The organism is Halosimplex aquaticum (assembly GCF_028747785.1).
GTDB classification, from domain to species: domain Archaea; phylum Halobacteriota; class Halobacteria; order Halobacteriales; family Haloarculaceae; genus Halosimplex; species Halosimplex aquaticum.
In genome coordinates this window covers 21875-45222 of sequence record NZ_CP118158.1, presented here as the reverse complement: position 1 = coordinate 45222, position 23348 = coordinate 21875, and the positions used below count along the sequence as shown (strand labels likewise).

At 70.1% G+C, this 23348-nt stretch carries 17 protein-coding genes, 1 tRNA gene and 9 pseudogenes; 15 read left to right on the top strand and 12 right to left on the bottom strand.

All coding sequences use genetic code 11. The annotated features are described in order from the left end of the window. Positions 1-117 precede the first annotated feature (117 nt). The 3 genes from PSC72_RS00270 to PSC72_RS00260 form a co-directional block, all read right to left on the bottom strand. Positions 118-1410 (bottom strand): MFS transporter, encoded by a 1293-nt coding sequence (locus PSC72_RS00270; protein ID WP_274323903.1) that lies wholly within the window; start codon positions 1408-1410, stop codon positions 118-120. A 92-nt stretch (positions 1411-1502) separates the two neighbouring features. Then, positions 1503-2294 (bottom strand): HD domain-containing protein, encoded by a 792-nt coding sequence (locus PSC72_RS00265; protein WP_274323878.1) that lies wholly within the window; start codon positions 2292-2294, stop codon positions 1503-1505. A 78-nt stretch (positions 2295-2372) separates the two neighbouring features. Beyond that, a complete protein-coding gene (locus PSC72_RS00260; protein WP_274323902.1) occupies positions 2373-2849 on the bottom strand; it encodes a redoxin domain-containing protein in 477 nt (158 codons plus the stop codon). 150 nt (positions 2850-2999) lie between these two features. On the opposite strand from PSC72_RS00260, the gene PSC72_RS00255 reads away from it, so the two are divergent. From PSC72_RS00255 to PSC72_RS00245, 3 genes are all read left to right on the top strand, one after another. Further along, positions 3000-3305, top strand: coding sequence for a Sec-independent protein translocase subunit TatA/TatB (locus PSC72_RS00255; protein WP_382260936.1), 306 nt, complete (start codon positions 3000-3002; stop codon positions 3303-3305). 134 nt (positions 3306-3439) lie between these two features. Beyond that, a tRNA-Arg gene (locus tag PSC72_RS00250) sits at positions 3440-3512 on the top strand. Between the two features lie 460 nt (positions 3513-3972). Further along, positions 3973-4422, top strand: coding sequence for a hypothetical protein (locus PSC72_RS00245; protein ID WP_274323876.1), 450 nt, complete (start codon positions 3973-3975; stop codon positions 4420-4422). Positions 4423-4428: 6 nt separating this feature from the next. On the opposite strand, the pseudogene PSC72_RS25540 reads toward PSC72_RS00245, so the two are convergent. The 4 genes and pseudogenes from PSC72_RS25540 to PSC72_RS00220 form a co-directional block, all read right to left on the bottom strand. After that, positions 4429-5777, bottom strand: a pseudogene (locus PSC72_RS25540) (cytochrome P450). 83 nt (positions 5778-5860) lie between these two features. Next, a pseudogene (locus PSC72_RS00230) lies at positions 5861-6604 on the bottom strand (enoyl-CoA hydratase/isomerase family protein); the annotation flags it as partial. A gap of 225 nt (positions 6605-6829) precedes the next feature. Further along, positions 6830-7108: a UPF0058 family protein gene (locus tag PSC72_RS00225; RefSeq protein WP_274323874.1), complete on the bottom strand. Its 279-nt coding sequence runs from the start codon at positions 7106-7108 to the stop codon at positions 6830-6832. Positions 7109-7178: 70 nt separating this feature from the next. After that, a complete protein-coding gene (locus PSC72_RS00220; RefSeq protein ID WP_274323873.1) occupies positions 7179-7394 on the bottom strand; it encodes a ribbon-helix-helix domain-containing protein in 216 nt (71 codons plus the stop codon). Positions 7395-7625: 231 nt separating this feature from the next. Here PSC72_RS00220 and PSC72_RS25535 point away from each other — a divergent pair. Next, positions 7626-8971, top strand: a pseudogene (locus PSC72_RS25535) (isochorismate synthase). Positions 8972-9017: 46 nt separating this feature from the next. Further along, positions 9018-10788, top strand: a pseudogene (menD, locus tag PSC72_RS00205) (2-succinyl-5-enolpyruvyl-6-hydroxy-3-cyclohexene-1-carboxylic-acid synthase). Between the two features lie 22 nt (positions 10789-10810). Here menD and PSC72_RS00200 read toward each other — a convergent pair. Then, positions 10811-12037, bottom strand: a complete 1227-nt coding sequence (locus PSC72_RS00200; RefSeq protein ID WP_274323871.1) for a DnaJ domain-containing protein — start codon at positions 12035-12037, stop codon at positions 10811-10813. Positions 12038-12195: 158 nt separating this feature from the next. Here PSC72_RS00200 and PSC72_RS00195 point away from each other — a divergent pair, with 158 nt between their 5' ends. From PSC72_RS00195 to PSC72_RS00155, 9 genes and pseudogenes are all read left to right on the top strand, one after another. Next, positions 12196-12582 (top strand): RidA family protein, encoded by a 387-nt coding sequence (locus tag PSC72_RS00195; RefSeq protein WP_274323870.1) that lies wholly within the window; start codon positions 12196-12198, stop codon positions 12580-12582. 36 nt (positions 12583-12618) lie between these two features. Continuing rightward, positions 12619-13520: pseudogene (locus PSC72_RS00190) on the top strand (1,4-dihydroxy-2-naphthoyl-CoA synthase). A gap of 297 nt (positions 13521-13817) precedes the next feature. Further along, positions 13818-14345: a hypothetical protein gene (locus PSC72_RS00185; protein ID WP_274323868.1), complete on the top strand. Its 528-nt coding sequence runs from the start codon at positions 13818-13820 to the stop codon at positions 14343-14345. 281 nt (positions 14346-14626) lie between these two features. Next, a pseudogene (locus tag PSC72_RS00180) lies at positions 14627-15581 on the top strand (1,4-dihydroxy-2-naphthoate polyprenyltransferase). After that, a pseudogene (gene menC / locus PSC72_RS00175) lies at positions 15578-16640 on the top strand (o-succinylbenzoate synthase). Before PSC72_RS00180 ends, menC begins: the two co-directional pseudogenes overlap by 4 nt. A gap of 38 nt (positions 16641-16678) precedes the next feature. Continuing rightward, positions 16679-18259 carry a class I adenylate-forming enzyme family protein gene (locus tag PSC72_RS00170; RefSeq protein ID WP_382261832.1) on the top strand — a complete coding sequence of 527 codons (1581 nt, stop codon included), beginning with the start codon at positions 16679-16681 and terminating at the stop codon, positions 18257-18259. A gap of 68 nt (positions 18260-18327) precedes the next feature. After that, complete coding sequence (locus PSC72_RS00165; RefSeq protein ID WP_274323898.1) at positions 18328-19077, top strand: NRDE family protein; 750 nt, start codon at positions 18328-18330, stop codon at positions 19075-19077. Between the two features lie 26 nt (positions 19078-19103). Then, entirely contained in the window at positions 19104-19448 is a 345-nt protein-coding gene (locus PSC72_RS00160; protein WP_274323865.1) for a helix-turn-helix transcriptional regulator, read from the top strand. 73 nt (positions 19449-19521) lie between these two features. Continuing rightward, positions 19522-19998: a protein-tyrosine phosphatase family protein gene (locus PSC72_RS00155; protein ID WP_274323897.1), complete on the top strand. Its 477-nt coding sequence runs from the start codon at positions 19522-19524 to the stop codon at positions 19996-19998. Between the two features lie 9 nt (positions 19999-20007). Here PSC72_RS00155 and PSC72_RS00150 read toward each other — a convergent pair whose 3' ends face one another. The 4 genes and pseudogenes from PSC72_RS00150 to PSC72_RS00135 form a co-directional block, all read right to left on the bottom strand. After that, positions 20008-20460: a hypothetical protein gene (locus tag PSC72_RS00150; protein WP_274323896.1), complete on the bottom strand. Its 453-nt coding sequence runs from the start codon at positions 20458-20460 to the stop codon at positions 20008-20010. Positions 20461-20500: 40 nt separating this feature from the next. Then, positions 20501-21229, bottom strand: coding sequence for a DUF7490 domain-containing protein (locus PSC72_RS25695; protein WP_274323895.1), 729 nt, complete (start codon positions 21227-21229; stop codon positions 20501-20503). Beyond that, on the bottom strand, positions 21178-21861 hold the full coding sequence (locus tag PSC72_RS00140; RefSeq protein WP_274323894.1) for a DUF7490 domain-containing protein: 684 nt from the start codon (positions 21859-21861) through the stop codon (positions 21178-21180). The genes PSC72_RS25695 and PSC72_RS00140 overlap by 52 nt, the downstream gene beginning before the upstream one ends. Before the next feature lie 78 nt (positions 21862-21939). After that, positions 21940-22693 (bottom strand): annotated as a pseudogene (locus PSC72_RS00135) (DUF2797 domain-containing protein). 155 nt (positions 22694-22848) lie between these two features. On the opposite strand from PSC72_RS00135, the pseudogene PSC72_RS00130 reads away from it, so the two are divergent. Next, positions 22849-23309: pseudogene (locus PSC72_RS00130) on the top strand (YbhB/YbcL family Raf kinase inhibitor-like protein). Positions 23310-23348: the final 39 nt, after the last annotated feature.

The window sequence follows — 23348 nt, the reverse complement described above, 5'->3', positions numbered from 1 at the left end:
GGTAAAAATCATTGTGCCAACCAGTGGCACGCGCGTGGTACTACCGGTTTCCCGTCAGGTCATTTCGGCGGATCGGTCGGTCGAACGCACCCGCCGCTCGCCGGGCGGATCGCCGCCTCAATCGCCGGCCGTCGGAGCGTAGTCGGGCGCGGGTTCCACGTGGTAGAGACCGAGAAACGCCACGGCCGCGACGGCGATGAACGCACTGGCCGTGAAGAAGGCGACGAACACCGACGTGGCGTCCCAGAGCGCGCCGACGGAGACGGGCCCCACGACCTGGCCGACCTTCCACGCGATGGAGCGTAGCGAGAGACTCCCCGCGACGGCGTCGAAGTGCTCGCCCTCCTCGACGAACAGCGCCATGCTCGCCGGCAGGCGGATGCTGTCGGCGACGCCGCAGATGGCGAACGCGCCGAACAGCGGGAAGAAGGCGGGCGGGAGCGTCGTCGACAGCGACCCGACGACGACCGTCGTCGGCGCGAACCACCCGACCGCGTACTCGGCGAAGGGGATGACGGCGGCGCCGACGGCGTACAGCACGGCGCCCGCGAAGACGAACAGGTGTTTGCGCCCGATCCTGTCCGTGTACGACCCGACCATCCCCTGGGTCAGCGACTTCGTGAGTTTCCCGCCGGCGAGGATGCCTCCCACGAGGACCGGATTCATCCCGAACCGGGTTCGCGCGTAGATGGGCAGAAAGAGGATCACGGCCATCTTCCCGAAGCTCAGGCCGAACCGGAAGACGACCAGCGCGCGGACGGCCGACCGCCCCAGCAGCATCCGGAGCGTCTCGACGCCCGTGGCCTCCTCGGGGTCCGTCTGGCCGCCGGGGTCGTCGCGGAGGAAGAAGAAGACGCCCACCGCCGCCAGCAGGGTCACGCCGCTGAGGACGCTGTAGGTGAGCGTGAACCCGCTCGTCGCGAGTAAGATTCCGCCGACGAGGTCGCCAGCGAGGCTGGAGAACGCGCCGACCTGGTTGTAGGTTCCGAGCCACTGGCCGCGCTCGTCGTCGGGACTGATCTCGCCGACCACGGTCGATCCGGTGATCCACAGCAGGCTCGCGCTGAACCCCTGGACCACCCGCATCAGGACGACGTGGTTCACCGTCTCGACCATGGCGAAGCCGACGAACACGCCGACGTTCAGGACCAGTCCGACGAGGAGGTATCGCTTGGCGTTCCCGGTGTCGATGGCCCGTCCCAGCGGCAGGACGATGATCAACTGGACGAGCGCGAACGCCGTCCCGAACAGCCCCTCGACGGTCCCGGAGGTCGAGAAGATGTCGGCGTACAGGGCGAGCGCGATAGCGATGGTCGAGTAGGCCTGCGAGCGGGCGAACGCTGTGCCCGCGAGTGCCAGGAACTCCGCGTTCCGGAGCAACCGCAGCGATCCGCCGGACTCACTGCTCACTGGATCGGGGTTCGGCTACGGAGGATAAGGCGTTTCGTCCGCGGCGGTCCCTTCCGCCTGTCGGCGGTGCGAGACGAGCGGCGGGGGTCGGCCTACAGCTCGATCCGCTCGACGATGTTGTCGCCGCCGTCGGAGGAGTTGACCGCGACGATCCGGACGTGCTCTTCGAGGCCCGAGCCATTGAGCTTGGCCTTGAGCAGTTCGTCTACCTGGTAGACGCCGGCGGCGTTGTCCATCTCGATCTCGACGAGGACCGGGGCCTCCTCGCCCGCTTCGAGCGTCACCGACTGGATGGCCTGGCTCGACACCGTGTTGATCCCGCGACCGCCCCGCTCGTAGGGGTACCGCGACCGGCCGTGTTCCATGTCCAGCCCGTCGGCCAGCCGCACGATACCGGCCTCCGTGGTCAGCGGCGTCTCCGGCGTGTGGTGACAGAGGATCGCGTGGAGGACCTCTCCTTTCATCCGGACGGCGTCGGCGGTGTCGTAGAACTCCGGGAGGATGCGGTCGAGCAGGTCCGCCGCCAGCGGGATAGAGTAGTAGGGGTGTTCGTCCCGGTGGACGACGTGACCGATGTCGTGCAGCGTCGCCGCGAGCCCCACGATCACCGGTTCGTCGGCGACGTCGAGGCCCTGGTCGTCCGCGCCGTTGAACTCGACGCCGCCCGCGTAGAGGAGTTCGTACAGCGTCAGCGCGCGGTCGCGGACGATGCTGACGTGTTTCGCGCCGTGGTCGTTGTACCGCATGCGAGCCACGGGATTGACGTTCTGGGCGTCGAGGTACGTCTGGACCTCCCCGTCGTCGTCCAGGTAGGCCAGCACCTCGTGGAGGCGCTCGTCGGGGAACTCGTGCTCGGCGTCCGGGTCGTACGATTGCTCGCTCATGGCAGTACGGTCCGCCCGCGGACGCAAAACCCCTGCCCCGTCCGGGTCTCACCCGGACCGTCTCCGGGGCGCACCCGTTCACGAGAGCTCTTCGACCGCCTCGTACACCTCGTCGTAGTCAGGTTCGATCCCGGGGTCCTCGGCCACCCAGGCGTACTGGACCTCCCGGTCGCCGTCGACCACGACGACGGCCCGTTTCGCCACGTCGTCGACGCCCATCGACGCGAAGTCCATGCTCAGGCCGTAGGCGTCGACGATTCGCCGGTTGGTATCGCTTATCAGCCCGTAGGTCAGGCCGGTGTCCTCGCGGAACGCGTTGAGGGCGAACGGCGTGTCGGCGCTGATCCCGTAGACCGTCGCGCCGAGGTCGTCGAACTCCTCCAGCCGGTCCTCGAAGGTCTCCATCTCGTGCGTGCAAACGCCGGTGAACGCGCCCGGGAAGAAGGCGAGGACGAGCGGCGCCTCGTCCAGACGCTCCGAGAGCGTGAACTCGGCCACGTCCCCGTTCGCCAGCGGTGCGGTGAACTCCGGCGCCGTGTCTCCGACGTCGACCATACCGCAGGGTCGGTCGCCCCGGGCAAGGGCGTTGTGCCACCGGACGACCCGTCCGGATCCGGGAGCGGCGAAAGATTGATGAGAGCGGTTCTACCCCCATGATAGACAGCAAAAAGGTTATAATCGGCACCGAGTAACCGTCGGGTAGAGATGCAAGAAGCACTCATCCCCCTGTTCCCGGTCGGGGGCATGCCGGGCGGGACTGAGCTGATCGTCATCCTGCTGATCGCCGTGTTGCTGTTCGGCGCGAACAAGATCCCCAAGCTCGCGCGGTCCACCGGGCAGGCCATGGGCGAGTTCCAGAAGGGTCGCGAGCAGGTCGAGCAGGAACTCGAAGAGATGAAAGAGGGCGCGACTGTCGACGACGAGGGTAACATCGTCGACGAGGACGGCGAGATCCTCAAGACCGAGGCCGAGCGCGAAGCCGACAAGGAATCGGCGGCGTCCAGCGAATAACGGTCCGCTCTCTTCCCTCTCTTTCACAACCCGTCCAGAGGCGTCACCGTCTCCCCGGTCACGGTTTTTTCGCGCCCCACGAGCCCGTCGAACAACAGCAAGGGTTTTTCTCCCGGCGGTCGGTGGCTCCGGTAGGGCGTGTGGCCTAGGGGACAGGGCGAGGGGTTCCTAACCCCTCGATCGCGGGTTCGAATCCCGCCACGCCCGTGCAAGGAGGAGCGAGCACAGCGAGCGACGACTGAACCGGCATGGCGGGATTCGAATCAGGGAAGACGCGCGCAGCAGAGCGAGCACGTCTGACCGTGGTTCGAATCCCGAAAGACGCCTGCGGCGTCTTTCGACCTTCGCGAAACCTTCGGTTTCGCTCAGTCCCGCCACGCCCGTACCACTTTTTGCGGATGGGGTTTCCTCGGTCGCTTCGCTCCCTGCGGGAACCCCATCCGCAAAAACTTGGGGAAAAACGGCCGGACGACTCGGTCGCCATGCTCCCTCGCGTCCGGTGAACCGCCTCGCTTCGCTCGGCGGACATTCACGGGGACCTGGGGATTCGATCAGGTAGACACGCCCAACAGAGCGAATAGGCCTGCCACGACTTACTCATCCCCGCCACTCAGATTACATATCGATAAGATAAGACCTACACTCCCAAGAGGACGAGAGCCAACGAATGGATCACGAGCGGCGACTGGTCGGAGAAGCGCTGGACCTCGGCGGGCTCCTCGTCGCGTACGTCTTCGTCGGATTACCAGTCGGTTCCATCGCGACCCGGTTCGTCCAGTCGGTGAATCGGCCGTTGCCTCTCACCGCGATGGAGGCGGGGTTCGCGTTCGGTGCGCTCGTGATAGCCACCGCCGAGGTCACCGGCAATCGTCCCGGACCTGTGGGGTCGATCGGGTTCTTCGCCGCCAACGCTGCGATTCGGGTTCCGCTCGTAATCGTCATCGCGCTATCTACCGAGAGCCACTCGATCGTGGCTGTCGGCTACCTCGTCGCGGCGCTGATCGCGTACGTCCTCGCCATCCGCTGGGGCGCCGCGGAGACGGCCCGTCGATTCAGGGACGCGCTGGGGCGGCTCACCTGGGTTCCAGACCACGAGGACCCGGCGGAGCGGCGATGATCTCTGTCACGTCCGCTCGTGGACCCGCATCAACACCGGATTCCGCGGTCGCGAGGTGATCGTCGCGACGAGGTCGAGCGACGGGTCGGAGACGAGTTCGAGGTGGTACCGCTGGAGCAGCGTCGCGAGGACGACCTTCGCCTCCAGCATGGCGAACCGGTCGCCGACGCAGCGGCGCGGCCCGGCGGAGAAGGGGAAGTAGGCCAGGCGCGGCAGCGACTGCTCCATCTCGTCGGTCCAGCGGTCGGGCCTGAACGCCATCGGGTCGTCGTAGAGTGACGGGTCGCGGTGGACAGTCCACTGGTTGATCGAGAGGGTCGCGCCCTCTGGGATCGTGTAGCCCGCTATCTCGTCGGTACCGGTCGCCTCGCGGACGATGCCCGGAACCGGCGGGTAGAGTCGCATCGACTCCTTGACGACGGTTTCCAGGTACGGGAGATTCCGAACGTCCTCGACCGTCGGCGGGTCGCCGCCGAGGTGGTCGTCGAGTTCCGCCAGGAGGCGTTCCTCAACGGAGGGGTGCTGTGCGAGCAGGAAGGTGGTGAACGTGAGTGCGAGGGCCGTGGTCTCGTGGCCGGCGAGCAGGAGCGTCATCACCTCGTCGCGGATCTGCTCGCGCGACATGCCCTCGCCGGACTCGTCTTCGACGGCGAGCATCCGGGAGACCACGTCGTCGCCGGGGTTGCGAGCGCGCTCGTCGATGATCCGGTAGACGACAGATTCGAGGTCGTCGACGGCGCGCCGGAGGCGGATCTTGCCGGGCGTCGGCACGTCGAGTGGGAGCATGTCGGCGCTGAGCCCCTCCTGGTAGTCCATCACGACCTGCAGGAGGAGGCGACGGTGTCCACGTCGCGGCCCACGTCGGCGCCGAACAGCGCGTCCGCGACGATTTCGAGGGTGAGTTCCATCATGTCCTCGTTCACGTCGCGGACGGCGCCGTCGCGCCATCGCGTGGCGGTCTCCTCGGTCCGGTCGACCATCGTCTCGGCGTACTCGGCGATGCGGTCGGGTTCGAACGCCGGGCCGATGAGGTGGCGCTGGCGCCGCCAGAACGCCCCCTCGCTGTTGAGCAGGCCGTTGCCGAGGACGGGCCCGAGCGACTCCTGGAACAGTTCGCCCTTGACGTAGTTCTGGTTGTTGTGGACGAGGACGTGCTCGATGCCGTCGGGGCTGTTGACCTGGTAGAAGGGCGTTCCGAGCACCTCGTAGTACGCGAGATCACCGTACTCGCGGGCGCAGCGCTCTCTGAAGGCGTACTCGTCGCGCACGAACTCGAAGAGACTACCGACGACCGGGAGGCCGCTCGGGCCCGGAGGGCGGGCAATCCCCGACTCCGTCGCGGACGCGTTCTCCATGGTCGTGATACGGGCGCGACAGGAATAACCGCTCGGGCAGTCGATTCGTGTGCCGACCGGCGATCAGCGTGCGCGCTGACCGATCACTCGCCCTCGAACTCGGGGTCGCGGTCCTCGCGGAACGCCCGGCGGCCTTCCTCGAAGTCCTCGGTTGTGGTCAGGAAGCCGAATCCCTGGCTCTCCATCGCCATCCCTGCGGCGAGACTGGTGTCCTCCGCGTTGTTGAGGACCGACTTCGCGACCTTCAGGGCCAGCGGCGGCCCGCTGGTCAGGTCGTCCACGTACGACTCGACTGTCTCCTCGAACGCCTCCGGCGGGACCGCGCGGTTGATCAGGCCCCAGTCGGCCGCGCGCTCGGCGTCGATGCGGTGGCCGCGGAAGACGAGTTCCTTCGCGCGCGCCTCGCCGACGAGTCGGACGAGTCGCTGCGTCCCGCCGCCGCCGGGGAGCAGGCCGAGATTGATCTCGGGAAAGCCGAACTCGGCGTCGGCCGACGCGACGCGCATGTCGCAGGCCAGCGCGAGTTCGTGGCCGCCGCCGAGGCAGTATCCCCGGATCGCGGCCAGCGTCGGCCGCGGATACTCCACGACGACTTCGTAGAGCGGCGTCACGTCGATGGCCTCGGCGGGGGTGCGGTCGGCGACGCTGTCGACGTCTGCGCCCGCGCTGAAGGCCTTCTCCCCTGCACCCTCGAAGGTGACGCACCGCACGGCGTCGTCGTCGACGCGGTCGAGGAGGGCGGTGATCTCCTCGCGGACGGCGTCGTCGATAGCGTTGAGGCTGTCGGGGCGGTCGATCGTCACCGCGAGTCGCCCGCGGTCGTCGATGGTACAGGCGATCGCTTCGCTCTCGCGGTCGATGTCCGCGACGCTCATGCGTCGACTGCGCGCGGAAGCGACAAGTAGCCACCGGCGACCGTCCACCCGACCTCCTCTCCGCGACCGTCCACCCGTCCGACTCCCGGCGGTCGCCGGGACTGTAGCGTCGATGCCCGTCTCCCGTTCCGCGGGTCCCAGCCCAGTGGGACGAACTGTCTGCGACGTACCGCCGATCTAGAGCTTCTTCTCGGCGTCTTCGGCGAGTTCCTTCATGCGCTTGCCGACGCGGCCGGCGTCGGAGAACTCGTCTTCGCTCATGGCGGTGGCGAGGGCGTTGCCGAGGACGAACACGGCGTGTTTGTGCTCGCTCTTGGACTTGTGGACGTCGTCGGGCGTGACGTCGAGTTCCTCGTAGGGGTCGAACAGCGTCGAGTCCACGTCTTCGAGGTTGGCGAAGTAGTCCTTGATCAGCACCATCTGCGCGTGTAGCTCCAGCAGTTCGTCCTTGTGCATGCGGCCCAGTACGGTAACCGCCGGTTTAAGAATTGTCCGTCAGTGGGTCACACAGGTGTTCAGCGAGCGCTCAGAAGACGTACTCGTCTTCGTGGCCCATCATCCCGTCGTCCTCGTACCCCGCGTCCTCGTCGTCGTCCATCGGTCCGCTCGTCTTGTATGCCTTCAACCCCGTCGAGAGCAGGTCCTCGATGGCTTCCTCCCGGTTGAGGAACTCACCCTGCTCGACGAGCTGGGTGATGCGCATTTCGAGGTGTTCGGGGATCGTGAGATCAACCTTGGGCATCGGATCGGTCGAATCTTCGGTGAGGGGGTATTTAACTCTGGCGGGGGTTATATCCGGCCCGGACAGCCCCCCATCGTGCGATTTTTGCGTCTTGAGTCGTCCGGGTCTTCGGCCGCTCCGGCGGTCGATCGGCGACCGGCAACGGCGGGTCGCGTACGCGGCCGAACGGCGAGGGAGGCGGCCCGGGCGAAGTAGTTAGGCTGAAAGGCACACGGTGCTAAGCGCCTGGAGATGGAACCTCTGCGTGGTGACGAGTCGTCGGTCGACCCCGGCGAGACGACCATCGCGACGCGCGGCCGCGAGGTCGGCCCCGTGCCGGTCGGGGCCGTCCTGCGCGAACTCCCCCGACCGGCGGTCGCCTGGTCGGAGGCCGGCCAGCAGGTCGCCGCGGGCGGGTCGGCGGCGACGATCGCGGCGGACGGCCCCGGTCGATTCGACACCGTTCGGCGCGCGGGCGAGGCGCTGTTCGCCGGCCGGACCGTCGCGTCGGACCTGCCGCGCGCGGCGCGACCGCGCCTGTTCGGCGGCTTCGCCTTCCACGAGGACGACAAGGACGACGGGCAGTCCCAGTGGGACGGCTTCCCGGACGCGCAGTTCGTCCTCCCAGCCGTGCAGGTCGTCTCGGACGCCGACGGATCGACGTGGGTCGTGGCGACCGCGACAGGCCCGTCGGCGGCATCGACCGCCGACGAGCGACTCGGCGAGTGGGCCGAGCGCGTCGCCTCGCTTGACGACGAACTGCCGACCGGCGGTCCCGGGATCGAGCGACGAACGTACACCCCCGACGACGCCGGCTGGCGCCGGCAGGTCGAGGCGGCCGTCGAACGCATCGAGCGCGGGACGCTCCGGAAGGTCGTCCTCGCGCAGGCGCTGACCGTCGACCTGCGCGACGAACTGTCGGTCCCGGCGGTGTACGCTCGCCTCTCGGAGACCTACCCCGACTGCTTCCGGTTCCTCGTGGCGCCCGAGGGCGGCGGCCAGTTCTTCGGCGCGACGCCCGAGCGGCTGGTCAGCCGCGACGGCCGGACGGTCACGACCGAGGCGCTCGCCGGGTCGACCGGCCGGGGCGACACCCCGAAGAAGACGAGTGGCTCGCGAGCAAGCTCCAGGAGAGCGCGAAGGACAGCCACGAGCACGAACTCGTCGTCGAGGCGATCAAGGCGCAACTCGATCCGTTCGCCACGTCGATTTCGACGGGCGACCGGACGGTTCGCCGGCTCGCGACGGTCCAGCACCTCCAGACGCCGGTGACCGCCGAACTCGCGGAGGACGACCACGTCCTCTCGCTCGTCGAGGCGCTGCACCCGACGCCGGCGGTCGGCGGACTTCCCCCGGACGAGGCTCTGGAGACGATCACGGAGACCGAGACGTTCGAGCGGGGCTGGTACGCCTCGCCGGTGGGCTGGTTCGGCGCCGACGGCGACGGGACCTTCGCCGTCGCGATCAGGTCGGCGGTCGCGACGGGTCGACGGGCCACGCTGTTCGCCGGCAACGGCATCGTCGGCGACAGCGACCCGGACCGCGAGTGGGACGAGGTGCAATTGAAGTACCGCCCGGTCCTCGACGCGCTCGAATGACCGGACGCCGCCAGCGGGTGACCGCACCGAACCGGGTGAGGTCCGCGTGACCGCACCGAACCGCGCGACCCTGTGGGGTCGAACGCTCGTCGACGAACTCGTCGCGAGCGGCGTCACCGCCGCCTGTATCTCCCCGGGGAGTCGGTCGACGCCGCTGACCGTCGCCTTCGCGGACCACCCGGACGTCGGGACCTACTCCGTGCTCGACGAGCGCTCGGCCGCGTTCTTCGCGCTCGGCCGGGGCCGACGCACGGGCGAAGCGACGGCGCTGGTCTGCACCTCCGGGACCGCCGCCGCGAACTACCACCCGGCGGTCGTCGAGGCGGACCAGTCCCGCGTCCCGCTACTCGTGCTGACCGCCGACCGGCCCGCGAGCTCTCGGACAGCGGCGCCAACCAGACCGTCGACCAGACGAAGCTCTACGGCGACGCCGTCCGCTGGTACCGCGAACTCCCCGAACCCGCGCCCGATGCGCGTCGGCTCCGCTCGCTCCGGGTCGCCGCCGACCGCGCCGTCGCGAAGACGACCGGCGCGAACCCCGGCCCTGTCCACCTCAACGTCCCCGTCGCGAAACCGCTGGAACCCGTCGAGCGACCGGGCGACGTGCCCGACTCGCTCGCCGAGACCGCACCGCTCGGGAGCGACGGTCGAGACGGCCCCTTCGTCAGGACGGCGGGCGGAACGCTCACACCCGACGAGCGGGCTATCGACGACGTGGCGGCCGCCGCCGACGCCGCCGAGCGCGGACTGATCGTCGCCGGGCCGCTGAATCCGGGGTCTGCGACCCGGACGCTATCGGCGCGCTCCTCGGCGCGACGGGCTGGCCGCTGCTCGCCGATCCGCTGTCCGGGCTCCGCTACGGGCCGCTCGCGGAGGACCACCTCGTCTGCGGCGGCTACGACTCCTATCTCGGCGCCGAGGGCTGGCCCGATCCCGATCTCGTGGTCCGTGTCGGCGCCTCGCCCACGTCGAAGGCCCTCCGGCGCTTCCTGCGCGACGCGGACGCCCGACAGGTCGTGGTCGACCCGGCGGGCGACTGGCCCGAAGCCGAGTTCACGGCCACCGACTACGTCGAGGCAGATCCGTCGGCCGTCGCCTCGGCGTTCGCCGAGAGATTGGGCGACCGCGCGGACGCGAGTGGGTTCCGGCGAGTGGCGCGACCGCTTCGAGCGCGCCGAGGCGGTCCACTGGAACACCGTCGAGTCCGGCGCCGACGAGCGGTTCTTCGAGGAGCGGTCCTCGCCGAGGTCGTCGCGCAAGCGCCCGACCCGGCGACCGTGTTCGTCTCGAACAGCATGCCGGTCCGCGACTGCGACCGGTTCGGCCGCCCCCGACCGGCGGACCTGACCGTGCTGGGCAACCGCGGCGCCAGCGGCATCGACGGGATCACCAGTTCCGCCCTCGGCGCCGGGAGCGCCACCGACGATCCGCTGGTGCTCGTGACCGGCGACCTGGCGTACTACCACGACATGAACGGCCTCCTCTCGGTCGCGCGCTGCGGCGTCGACGCGACCGTCGTGCTGATCAACAACGACGGCGGCGGCATCTTCCACCTCCTCCCCATCGAGTCGTTCGATCCCCCCTTCACCGACCAGTTCAAGACGCCCCACGGCCTCGATTTCGAACCGACCGGCGACCTCTACGGCCTGGAGTTCCGGCGCGTCGAGGACGCCGAGGGCTTCGCGGAGGCCTATCGCGACTCACTCGCGAGCGACGGCACGCAGGTCATCGAGGTGCGGGTCGACGGCGAGGCCAGCCACCGCGTCCGCGAGACGCTCCACGAGCGCGTCTGCGAGCGGATCGCGTCCGATAGCTGACCGAGGTCTCGGCCCCTCTCCGTCACGGCCGCACCAGTGAGTAGGTCAACACCGAGAGTCCGAGCGGGACCCACGTCGCGACGAGGCCGACGACGCCGACCAGGGAGAACAGACTCACGCCGGGGACGGCGATCAGGACGACCGGTACGAGGACGCTCCAGAGCCCGTAAATCGCGATCGCGGCTTCCGGAATCGACAGGAGGTACGCGAACGTCAGGAGCGTGCAGACCGCGATGGCCACCCGCGCGGCGAGGGGGAACCGCGGATAGAGCACGCTCCCGACGAAGAAGGGGTAGAGGAAGAATATCGACCCGAGGATGACGAGCGACTGGCCCTTCGGGAACAGGCGGCTCGGGCGGAGCCGACGCGTGCGCTCGGAACCCTGGCGGACGGCCCACGCGCCCGTGGACTGCCAGGCGTTCCAGGACCAGTCGGCGTTCGGTCCGTCGGTCGACCCGGCCGCGGCCTGCCGCTGGGCGGACGGCGACCCCTCGTCCGCCGCCGTCCCGCTCGACTGCCAGGCCGGGCCCGTCGAGTCGCCCCGCGATCGAGTCGTCCCGTCGCCCGGCGATCGAGCCGTGCTGCCGCCGGCCCGTGCCGCGCCGCCGTTCGACCGCCCGACGCCGCTCCCGGCCGCTGCCGATCCGGTGTCCCCGTTACCCGCACCGTCGCTCGCTCCCGCACCGTCGTTCGCCGCTCGTTCCGTTCCACGGCCGCCGGTCGGGCCCGTACGACCGGCGTCGGAGCCGTCTTCCCAGCGACGGCCGCGGCCGCGTGACTCCCGGCGGCGGCCGGACCGTCGGCCGCGCTGCTGGGACCCGCGCCACGTGCTCTCGCCCGGGCGATCCGTCTCCCCGGTCCCCCGACGCTGGCTGCCCGCAGCCCACTCGCTCCAGCGCCCGGTCGAATCTCGCCTGGTCGAACCGCTCTGGTCAGAATCTGAACTCGTGCCGGCCCCCGAGGTCCGAGCCGAGCCCGCCGCGTGTCCGCGACCGTTCGGGGTCGTGCTGGACCCGCTCGGGCTCTCGCCCGTGTAGGTCTCGTGGCCCAGTCGGTCGTAGCGGGCGCGCTCGTCCTCGTCGGTGAGCACCCGCTTCGCCTCGTTGAGCCGCTTCGTGCGCTCGCCGGCGTCCACGTCGTCACTCACGTCGGGGTGGACCCGCTTGATGGCCTCGCGGTAGGCCGTCTCGATCTCCTCGGTGCTCGCGTCGTCGGCCACGCCGAGGAGGTCGTAGAACGTCTCTGTCATGGCGAGCGCTGGGTGAGTACGCCGACTTCGGAGGCCGACGCTAAAACGCCTGCGGCCCAGTATCGTCCGAGATAGTCGGCGCCGTCGGACAGTTCCGGCCGACGAGCCCCGCCCGCGCGACCGCAAGACCGAGGTGTCCGCCGCGTCAGTCGGCTCACATGTCGCGCCAGACCGTTTCGAGCGGGACCGAGTGGGAGTCACACGTGGGCTACTCGCGAGCCGTCGCCGTCGACGGCCAGGTCCACGTCTCCGGGACCACCCCGGTCGACGAGGACGGCGAGGTCATCGGCGACGGCCCCTACGAACAGACCGAGGCCGCGCTGGAGATCGTCGAGGCCGCACTGGCGGAGACGGGCGCCTCGCTGTCGGACGTGGTCCGCACCCGGATGTACGTCACCGACATCGACGACTACGAGGCGGTCGGGCGGGCCCACGGCGAGGTCTTCGGCGACGTCCGCCCCGCCTCGACGATGGTCGAAGTCAGCCGCCTCGTCGACGACGACCTGTGCGTCGAGGTAGAGGCGACCGCCGTCGTGACCGACTGAGGAATCTTTTTGCGCGGTCCGACCCGAGCACCGGCCATGGTTTCCGAGATCTTCGACCCCGGCCGGTGGGAACCGGTCGAGGCGTTCGACTTCCGCGATATCACCTACCACCGCGGAACAGCCGTCGACGCCGTCCGCATCGCCTTCGACCGCCCCGCAGTCCGCAACGCCTTCCGCCCCGGCACCGTCGACGAACTCTACACCGCGCTCGACCACGCCAAGCGCCAGTCCGATATCGGCTGCGTCCTCCTGACCGGCAACGGCCCCTCGCCGAAAGACGGCGGTTGGGCGTTCTGCGCCGGTGGCGACCAGTCCGTCCGCGGCGACGAGGGTACGAGTACCGGGGTGACGACGGCGAGAACGAGACCCAGAGCGCCGCGGAGGCCGGGCGCCTCCACATCCTCGAAGTCCAGCGCCTCATCCGCCACATCCCCAAGCCCGTCGTCTGCGTCGTCCCCGGCTGGGCCGTCGGCGGCGGCCACTCCCTGCACGTCGTCTGCGACCTCACGCTCGCCAGCGAGGACCACGCGAAGTTCCTCCAGACCGACCCGGACGTGGCCTCCTTCGGCGCCGGTTTCGGCTCGGCGTACCTCGCTCGCCAGGTCGGCCAGAAGAAGGCCCGCGAGATATTCTTCCTCGGCAAGACCTACGACGCCGAGGAGGCCGCCGACATGGGCATGGTCAACGAGGCCGTCCCCCACGAGGACCTCGAAGACACCGCCCTCGACTGGGCCGACCGGATCACCAGCAAGTCACCGATGGCCATCCGCATGCTCAAGTACGGGTTCAACGCGGCCGACGACGGCATGGTCGGCCAGCAGGTGTTCGCCGGCGAGGCGACCCGCCTCGGCTACATGACCGACGAGGCCAAGGAGGGCCGCGACGCCTTCAACGAGGGCCGCGACCCCGACTTCGACGACTACGACTGGTATTACTAGGGGTCATCTTTTCCCCGCCCCGGTTTCCTCGCGCGCCAGAGGCGTGCTGCGGAAACCCGGGCGGCAATAACATGAGTGAAAAAACGCGAGCGGCAAAGCCGCTCACGTGAACCGGCGCCGAAGGCGCCGGACAGACACGCTACCAGGATGCTCAGTTCGCACGCATACCGCGCTGTTACCTCACGGCGGTCAGAACGAGGATGGCGTCCGTAATTCGATCGATCCCTGTCTTTCATCCGACATCGGATCCAGAGTCGCCGCCGTAACGTTCTCCCGATTCGCGGCCGAAAACCGGGTATGGCCCAGTCCGTCGAGCGACGGCTCGGATACCGCGTCCGTCGAGCTATCGGCCCCTGGCTCGACCGGGCGGTCCGATCGGTGGTGCCTGAGACGTATCGCGTGTATCCCAGCGCATACGCCGGGACGATCGAGCGTCCGATAGAGGACGTGGAGTCGCGCCTCTCGGAGTACGGGTTCCGCTGGAACCCGGTGAGCATGTACCACTACACCCCGCTCGGCAACCAGACGAACGGGAGCTGGGTCTACCGGGACTCGCCGTTCGCGGACAGACAGCTCCACGCCGTACTCGTCAGGCAGGCACGGGGCCGAATCGACGTGTACGCACACGAGGAGTACAACTGGCGCCGGCACCCGCTGAAGCACCTCCGGGACGCGGGCATCGACCGGGACCGCGGCTCCGAGCAGATGCGCCGGGTTCTCACCGACCTCGACGCCGAGTACGTCGAGGAGTCGTACGTGCGCCGGAAGGTCGCGCATCTGCGGCGGCGCGTCCGTCGGCGACTGGCATGTGGGGCGCTCGGCTGATCGCGGGACAGCCCTTACCCGCGTGGAGGCACAAAGCGAGCGGAGGAACTCGGTCCAATGCCAGACATGCCCGACTTCCCAACGCCCGACGACGAGGACGAGAAGGCACCGGATCGACAGAGCATCATCGACAGGATTCTCGGCGACGGCGACCCGACGCCCGGCTGACGTCGGCCGGTTTCACGGCGTCGGGACGCGTCGCCTCGTCGGTAGTTCTCCGCCGGTCCGCCCACCGCGGCGGATGCCAACTTTGACACTCGACGGGTCCCGAGTAGCCGGTAATGTCGACTGCAGACGCGCAGGTCTCGAAGACGCGGGCGTGGCTGATGGCCGCGCGGCCCCAGACCCTCCCCGCGGGGTCGGCGCCGGTGATCGTCGGCGCGGGGCTGGCTTTCCACGATGAGGTGTTCACCCCAGAGACCTGGCTCGCGGCGCTCGTCGGCGCGCTCCTGATCCAGGTGGGGACTAACTTCGCGAACGACTACTACGACGCGATGAAGGGAGCCGACACCGACGACCGCGAGGGGTTCACCCGGGTCACCGCCGGCGGACTCATCCCGGCCGGGCGGGTCAAGTGGGCGATGGTCGCCACCTACGGGCTCGCGGTCGTCGTCGGGGTCCCGCTCGTCGCCGTCGGCGGCCTCCCCATCGTCGTCGTGGGCCTCTCCGGCATCGCGGCGGGCGTCCTCTACACCGGCGGACCGTTCCCCTACGGCTACCGCGGCCTCGGCGACCTCTTCGTGTTCGTCTACTTCGGCGTCGTCGCCGTCACGGGTACCTACTACGTCCAGGCGGTCATGTACGCGCCAGTCGGTCTGTTCCCGACCGGGATCCCACCGGAGACACTCCCGGTCGCGGCCGTGGTCGCCAGTCTCCCCGCCGCGGCCCTCTCGACGGCGATCCTCGTCGTGAACAACATCCGCGACAGGGAGAGCGACGCCGCCGCGGGGAAGCGGACCCTCGCGGTGCTTCGGCTACCGCTGGAGCCGCGTCGAGTTCCTCGCCCTCGTCGGGATGGCCTACGTCGTCCCGGTGGTCTTCGCGCTCGACCCGGAGTACGGGCAGTGGGCGCTCGCGCCGCTCCTCTCGCTGCCGCTCGCGGCGATAGTCTCGAAGACCGTGCTCGAACGCACCGACGGCGAGGCGCTCAATCCGGCGCTCGAACGGGTGGGCCAGACGCTGTTCGTCCACTCGCTCCTGTTCGCCGGCGGACTCGCCGCGCCCGCGCTGCTATGAGCGGCGACCGCTCCGCGTCCGTCCGGTCGTTCTCGCTGCCGCTGGAATCGCCGCTCTCGACCTCCGCGGGCGACATCGACGAGCGCTCCGGGTTCGTGGTCCGCTACGACCACCGCGGCGAGACGGGAATCGGCGAAGCCACGCCGCTACCGGGATGGACCGAGTCGCTGGCCGACTGCGAGGACGCGCTCGACCGGGCGCTCGCAGCGGGGGCGGACGGCGACCACAGCGCCGCCCTGCTCGAACTCGGCGCGGACGAGGCCCGCGCCGCACGCCACGGGTTCGCGACCGCGCTCCTCGACGCCGACGCCCGGGCCGACGGCCTCCCGCTCTATCGCTGGTTCGACGACTCGCGGACCGTCCACCGCGTCCCCGTCAACGCGACCGTCGGCGACGCCGACCGCGAATCCACGGTCGAGCGGGCCGCTGCGGCCATCGACCGGGGATTCGACTGCCTGAAACTCAAGGTCGGCGCGCGCTCGGTCGACGCCGACGTCGAGCGAGTGCGGGCGGTCCGCGAGGCCGTCGGCGTCGACGTGACACTGCGGCTCGATGCCAACGGCGCCTGGACTCGCGAGGAAGCCCAGCGAGCCCTCGACGGAGTCGGTCCGGTCGGCGTGGCCTACGTCGAGCAGCCGCTGCCGGCGGACGACCTCTCGGGCCTCGCGACCCTGCGCGAGCGGAGCGACGACGTCGACATCGCCGTCGACGAGACGCTCGCCGAGCGGTCGATGGCCGCGGTGTTCGACGCCGGAGCGGCCGACGTGGTGGTACTGAAACCGATGGTCCTGGGCGGCCCCGGCACCGCGCACACCCTGGCGATGCGGGCCCGCGAGGAGGATCGAACCCGTCGTGACGACGACCGTCGGCGCGGTCGTCGCGCGCACCGCCGCGGTCCACGTCGCCGCCGCTATCCCGGACGTCGCCCCCTGCGGACTCGCGACCGGCGAACTGCTCGCCGAAGACCTCGCGCCCGATCCAGCGCCGGTTTCGGAGGGGGCCATGGCTGTCCCGCAGGACCCCGGCATCGGCATCGACGCGTCCGAGGTGGGACCGTGAGCCTGCCCGGACCCGCCGAGTGGCCGGTCGACGACCCCGTGAGCGACCCGTCCAGCGACCTCCTCCGCCAGCGCGCCGCGTCGACACCGGACGCGACGGCGGTCGTCGACGCCGACGAGGGGACCGAGTGGACGTACCGAGCGTTCGACGAGCGCGCGTCCGCTCGCGCCGCTCGGCTCGCCGACCGGTTCGACGGCGACGCCGGCGACCCGTTCGACGCCGCGGGCGGCCGCGTCGGGCTCCTGTTCGGGACGCGTGTCGCCTTCGCCGACTGCTACTTCGCGCTCGGTCGCCTCGGGGCGAGCGCGGTTCCGCTGAACGCCGAACTTCCGGCCGAACGGCTCCGAGCGCAGGCGTCGCGAGCCGACGTCGACCTACTGATCTGCGGGAGAGCGACGGAGGGACTGGCGGCGGAGGCGGCCCCGTCGGACGTGCCGGTGGCGTCGGTCGACGATCCGGCGTCCGACGAGGTCGCGTCGCTCCACCTCGGTCTGACAGCGACCGGCGAGTCGGTCGACGCCTCCGCCGAGCGCCCCGTCACCGGCGAGCGGCCGCTCGACGCAGAGCGCGTCGTCATGTTCACCTCGGGCACGTCGGGGGACCCGAAGGGCGTGCGACTCACTCGGCGGAACCTCGTCGCCAGCGCCGTGGGGTCGGCACACCGCCTCGGCGTCGACCCCGACGACCGCTGGCTGGTCTGTCTCCCGACGTACCACATGGGCGGGCTCGCGCCGCTCGTCCGCTCGACGCTCTACGGCACGACGACGGTGATCCAGCGCGAGTTCGACGCCGACGCGACCGCCCGCGTCCTCGACGAGTTCGCGATCACGGGCGTCTCGCTCGTCCCGACGATGCTCACGCGACTCCTCGACGCCGGTTGGACCCCGGGTGACTCGCTCCGGTTCGTCCTGCTGGGCGGCGCGCCAGCCTCCCGCGACCTGATCGAGCGCTGCGGAGACCGCGGCGTGCCGGCCTACCCGACCTACGGGATGACCGAGACGGCGTCGCAGGTGGCGACCGCGACGCCCGACGAGTCCCGCTCGCATCCCGACACGGTCGGTCGGCCGCTGCGGAACACGACCGTGACGGTCATCGAAAGTGGGGACGACGGGCACTCCCCCGTGGACCCGGGCGAATCAGGCGAACTCGTCGTCGCCGGACCGACGGTGACGCCCGGCTATCTGGATGCCCAGCAGACGGCGGCCGCGTTCGGCGAGGCGGGATTTCACACCGGCGACCTGGGCTACGCAGACGAGGACGGCCGCCTCTGGGTCGTCGGGCGCGTCGACGACGCCGTCGTCACCGGCGGCGAGAACGTCCATCCCGCCCGCGTCGCCGACGCGATCCGCGAGATAGACGGAATCGACGACGCGGCGGTCACCGGCCTCCCCGACGAGGAGTGGGGCGAGCGCGTCGCCGCACTGGTCGTCCCGGCCGAGGATTCGACCGGATCCACCGCGCTCACAGCAGCGGCGGTCCGCGAGGGCGCCCGCGAGCGTCTAGCGGACTTCGCCGTCCCGAAGACCGTCGCCTTCGCCGACGAACTCCCGCGGACCCACTCCGGGACCGTCGACCGCGACGGAGTTCGAGAGCGACTCGCCGCCGCGCGGACCGACTGATCCGTCCCGGTCCGCGATCCGGTCGCCCCGCCGCGACGTTTAATCCCGTCCCTCGCGTACGCCGAGTCGTGTGCACGCTCGTCTTCGCCTGGCAGGTCTTCACCGACGCGCCGGTCGTCGCGGCGGCCAACCGCGACGAGGCGCTCGGCCGGCCCTCGACGCCACCGGAAATCGTCGAAGAGTCGCCGCGCGTCCTCGCGCCGCGCGACGAGGAAGCCGGCGGCACCTGGATCGGCTACAACGAACGCGGCGTCTTCGTCGCGATCACCAATCGCTGGACTGGTGCCGACGGCGAGGCCACGGCCGAGCGCTCCCGCGGCCTGCTCGTCCGGGACGCGCTCCGGCAGGCCTCCGCCGAGGAGGCCGCTCGGTTGGTCGAGCGCGAACTCGACGACCGCCGGTACGACGGCTTCAACCTCGTCCTCGCCGACGCGAACGCGGCGCTGCTCGTCGAGTGGGACGGCGACAGCCGCCGGGTGCGGAACTTCGACCCGGGCGTCCACGTCGTCGTCAACGTCGGCGCGGACGGCGAGTACGCGATCCCGGAAGCCCGCGCGGAAGCGGGAGAGGCGCAGGCGCAGAACGCCGGGAAGGTGGCGACGGCGCTCCAGGTCGAACCCGGAGAGACGAGCAGCTCGTGGCTCGACCGCGCGGCGGACGTGATCGCCGACCACGAGTACGGCGTCTGCGTCCACCGGGACCGCTTCGGGACGCGCTCGTCGTCGCTGATCGAGATCGGTCGCGAGGGGTCCCGGTACCGGTACGCCGACGGGCCGCCCTGTGAGACGGCCTACCGGGACGTCGACAGCCAAATTTAAACGGCCCAAACACGGACCGTACTGGTATGGCTGCTGCCGAGGAAGACCTCAACGAGGACGAGCGCGCGGGACTGGAACTCATCCGGGAGACGGGTGGCATCCACCAGAGCGACTTCTGGAAGGAACTTGACGTCGGGTCCCGCAAGGGCAGCCGGATCGCCGACTCGCTGGCCGACCAGGACCTCATCCAGCGCGAGGAGACGGTCTACAACGGCCACAACACCTACTACCTGGAGCCCGCGGCCCGCGACCTGGACTTCTCGCTGCTGATGGCCGGCGACATGCTCTCCCCGTTCGTCGGCGACGACGAGGTCAACGCCCACAGCGACACCTTCTCGCAGTTCGTGATGAAGCTCGCCTACGAGGACTGACGCCCGCGAACCGCGCGATTTCGCCGCGAACTCGCCGCTCGTCGTCGGCGCTCGAACGCACCGCCCAACAGCCATGCATGGCCCCGACTGGTGGCGGGACGGCCGGGCCGTCGTCCGCCCGTTCGGCCACCGCCACGGCGACCCCGTCGTTCGACGTATCGGCGACCGCGACCTGTTTCTGGGGAACGTCCACGCCGCGGATCCGGACCGGACCGACCGGTCGTTCGACGCCGTGCTGTCCGCGACGCGCGAGCCACAGCCGTCGACGACGCATCACCGACCGCTCGTCGACGGTCCCGAGGCCGACTGGCCGGCCTTCGAGGCGGCCGCGGACACGGCCTGTCGTCTCCTCGGGGAGGGGTCGCTGCTGATCCACTGTTCGCACGGCGTCTCGCGGAGCGCGACGCTCGCGGCCGTCGCGCTGGCGATCAGGACCGGTCGGTCGTTTCGGGAGGCGCTGTCGACGGTCCAGTCGGCGCGGCCTCCCGCCCAGCCGCACCCGGCGCTGCACGAGCTAGCGGTCGTCTATCTGGCGGAGAAGAGCGACTGAACTACGCGTTCAGTCTTCGAGCGCGTCGGCGATGCGGCCGAGCTCGCGTCGGGCGTCGTGGACTTCGTCGCGCAGTTTGCGGACCTCGCGGACGAGTTCCTCGTCGGTCTCGGAGGACTCTTCCTCTCGACCGCGGCCGCCCGGACCGCCGCCCATGCCGGGCGGGCCGCCGGGGCCGCCGCCGCCCATCATGCCGCCCATCATCTGTGCGAACGGGTTGCCGCCGCCGCCACCGCCCATGCCGGGCGGGCCGCCGCCGCCCATCATCTCTTCCATGCGCTCCTCGCGGCTCATGCCCTCGCCGTCGTCGTCGCCCTCTTCGGCGCGTTGCTGGCGGATCTCCTCGGCGCGCTCGCGGAAGGACTTCGATTCTCCGTCGCCGTTGTCCTCGCCGCCCTCGGGAGCCTCGTCTGTCGACTCCTCGGCGGGCGCGTCGCTCTCGTCGGAAGGATCGTCTGCCATAGTCTCGCTTCGCCGCGGCGTCCCAAAAGGGTTGTCGTACTCAGGCGATGCGTCGGACGAGCACCGAGATGCCCAGCGCCGACGCGACCAGCACGAGCAGGTTGAACACCGCCTGGAACACCGGGACGAAGTCCGCGCTGAACCACACCCGGATCGCCTCCGAGGCGGCGAAGTAGAACCTGAACGTCGCGACGAGCGCGAGCAGACACAGGATACCGAACGCCGCCCACTCGACGTAGGCCAATAGATCGCGGCCCTCGGGCTCGCCGGTCGCTGTCGCTCCGCCGTCGGTCGAGCGCTCGACCGCCGCTGGCTCGGACGACGGGTCGTCCGTCGTCGCGTCGGTTCGCCCTCCGGTCGCGTCGTCGGTGTCGGTGTCAGTCATTGGTTCCTCCGTGCCGCGAGCGCGGCGAGTCCGACCAGCGCGGCGAGCGCGCCGACCGCCCCGAAGCCCGGCCCGCCTCCGCTCTCGGTGGGCATCGGAGTCGCCCCTCCGACCGGTCAGGCTCCGGCTCGGGGTCCCCGCGAAGTCGCCGGCCTGGAAGTCGACCTCCTCGCGGGTGGTGTTCTTCGGGACGGGTCGGCTCGGGTCGAGCATCGCCGAACCGGTCACCGTGTCCACGAGGACGCCGTCCCGATAGAGGAAGGCGTCGAGGTAGTAGTTGTAGTTCGACGGCACCTTCAGGTCGGCCGTCTCGTTGACCGTCCGGCCGGGATCTATCTCGTCGGCGCGGACCGACGTGCGGTCGGCGATGATATTCGACTCCACCTGCCGGGCCACCACGACGAGTTCGAGGCCGCCGGCGGGCCTCTCCCGCGGTTCGTCAGCGCCGTCGCGGTCCGCAGTGTCGTCCGGTTGTTCCGCTCGATGAGCGACTGCGCGGCGATGACCGGGGGGCTCGTCTCGCCGCCTTCGAAGCGCTCGAAGCCGACGCTGGTCTCGGCGTAGTCCGGCGTCAGCGAGTCGACCCCGCTGACCCGCGTGCTCCCGGTCTCGATCCGGCGGCCGTCCTCGTAGACGCGGATGTCGAGGCGGTAGCCGCCCTGGCGGTCGACGGTGACGTTCATCCGGGTCCGCACCTCGCGGTCCCCGCTGATAGTGCCCAGGTCCTTGCGCACGGTCGTCGCGACGAGACCGGTGTCCGTGTCGACGGCCTGTACCTCGACGGTGACGTTCTCCGCGTCGCCGCCGCGGTGGTCCATGCGTACGTCCAGCGACAGCTCGGCGCGCTCGCCGCCGACCTCGCCCGCGGCGACGCGGGGTTCCTGGAGGGACAGTCTGCTCGGCCGGACGTCCTCGTCGGTCCGCTCGGCGAGCGCGCCGGGGCCTAGCGCGACGAGGCCGACGGCGGCCGCGACGAGCAGGAGCGCGAGGACGCCCAACCACGCTTCTCGATTCACGTTCGCCAGCGCTCTCCGGTCCGGTAAATGTTTTGTGTGCGACAACTGGGTGGGGATCGGAGACCGGGTGGGTCGCGCTTACCCGAACGCGCCGAGGCTCGACTGCAGGTTCCTGTCGCTCTGTCCCGATTCGAGGTCGTGGCCGACCAGGTCGCGCATGTCGACGGCGTAGGTGCTCCCCGTTGTCGAGTAGCAGCACCCTACCTTGCACCCCCCTGACAGTCCCCGAGGCGAGCGTCTCCGACACGGGTCGGTCGGAAAGATCGAAGCCGTAGTCGAACTCGAACGTCTCGACGGGGTCGAAGTCGGCGACGAGTGCGTTCCAGGCGGCCTCGTCGACGGCCTCGTGGAGGCCCCGGACCTTCGTCGGGACGCGGACCCGGTCGCCCACGTCGGTCGCGATCTCGGCCTCGATCTGCCGGGCGACGCGGCCGTCGGCGACCGTCCGGAGGTGGGCGGCGCGGTCGGCGCCCTGCTCGCGCAGGCGGGTGTCGAGGCGCCAGGAGCGCGTGACGCCGACCTTGAACGTCTCGGACGCGAAGGCGGCGAGGTAGATCGCGTGTTCCTCGCGGCAGGACTCCAGCGGCAGCGAGCACTCGCCGGTACAGCGGGCGCAGGGCCACCGGTACGTGTGGTCGTCACAGTACGGAGCGTCGGGGTCGGGACACGGGGTGTGGGTGCCGTCGTCGATCACGCCGGCGCAGTGGCGCTCGCCGAGCGAGTAGGCCAGTTCCGTTCCGGGATCCAGCGACTCGGCGGTGACCGCGCCGTCGCGCGCGACGAGCAGCGCTGGAGGCCCGTCGGCGCCCGTCTCGTACCCCACGACTTGCACGCTCGCGGGTTGGCGGTGGCCGGATATAGGCGTGGCGCTCGCCGCCGGGCGCCGGCGATCCCCACCGAGTCGCCCGATTCCGGGCCCCGCGACCCGGCCGAACGGTGGGGCGGCTTTATGCGTCGGGCGCTCCACGGCTCGTGATAGAGGATACCATGGCGGACCTACAGCTCACGAGTCCGGCGTTCGACGACGGCGGCCGGATCCCCGAGAAGTACGGGTACGCGGAGGACAACGTCAACCCCCGCTGGAGATCGCGAGCGCGCCGTCGAGCACGGAGTCGTTCCTGATCGTCGTCGACGACCCCGATGCGCGCGAGCCCGCCGGCCAGATCTGGGACCACTGGGTCGTCTGGAACGTCGACGGCGACACCGAGTCGATCCCGGAGGGCTGGGACCCGGAGAGCGACGGCGCCGTCGCCGGCGAGAACGACTACGGCGAGACGGGATGGGGCGGACCGAATCCACCTGACCGCGAGCACACGTACCGATTCCTGCTGTACGCGCTGGACGACACGCTCGACCTCTCCCGGGACGCGACGAAAGACGACGCCTACGACGCCGCCGAGGGAAACGTCGTCGACAAGTCCCACCTCGAAGGGACCTACGAGCCCTGAGACGGTTCGGTCGCGGAAGCGCGGCGCGAACTACGGCCG

Coding starts and splice junctions, on each gene's coding strand:
- PSC72_RS00155 (WP_274323897.1), top strand. CDS start 19,522: ATGCATGGCCCCGACTGGTGGCGGGACGGCCGGGCCGTCGTCCGCCCG.
- PSC72_RS00200 (WP_274323871.1), bottom strand. CDS start 12,037: ATGACAGAGACGTTCTACGACCTCCTCGGCGTGGCCGACGACGCGAGC.
- PSC72_RS00160 (WP_274323865.1), top strand. CDS start 19,104: ATGGCTGCTGCCGAGGAAGACCTCAACGAGGACGAGCGCGCGGGACTG.
- PSC72_RS00260 (WP_274323902.1), bottom strand. CDS start 2,849: ATGGTCGACGTCGGAGACACGGCGCCGGAGTTCACCGCACCGCTGGCG.
- PSC72_RS00255 (WP_382260936.1), top strand. CDS start 3,000: ATGCAAGAAGCACTCATCCCCCTGTTCCCGGTCGGGGGCATGCCGGGC.
- PSC72_RS00265 (WP_274323878.1), bottom strand. CDS start 2,294: ATGAGCGAGCAATCGTACGACCCGGACGCCGAGCACGAGTTCCCCGAC.
- PSC72_RS00220 (WP_274323873.1), bottom strand. CDS start 7,394: ATGCCCAAGGTTGATCTCACGATCCCCGAACACCTCGAAATGCGCATC.
- PSC72_RS00225 (WP_274323874.1), bottom strand. CDS start 7,108: ATGCACAAGGACGAACTGCTGGAGCTACACGCGCAGATGGTGCTGATC.
- PSC72_RS00195 (WP_274323870.1), top strand. CDS start 12,196: ATGTCGCGCCAGACCGTTTCGAGCGGGACCGAGTGGGAGTCACACGTG.
- PSC72_RS00245 (WP_274323876.1), top strand. CDS start 3,973: ATGGATCACGAGCGGCGACTGGTCGGAGAAGCGCTGGACCTCGGCGGG.
- PSC72_RS00150 (WP_274323896.1), bottom strand. CDS start 20,460: ATGGCAGACGATCCTTCCGACGAGAGCGACGCGCCCGCCGAGGAGTCG.
- PSC72_RS00185 (WP_274323868.1), top strand. CDS start 13,818: ATGGCCCAGTCCGTCGAGCGACGGCTCGGATACCGCGTCCGTCGAGCT.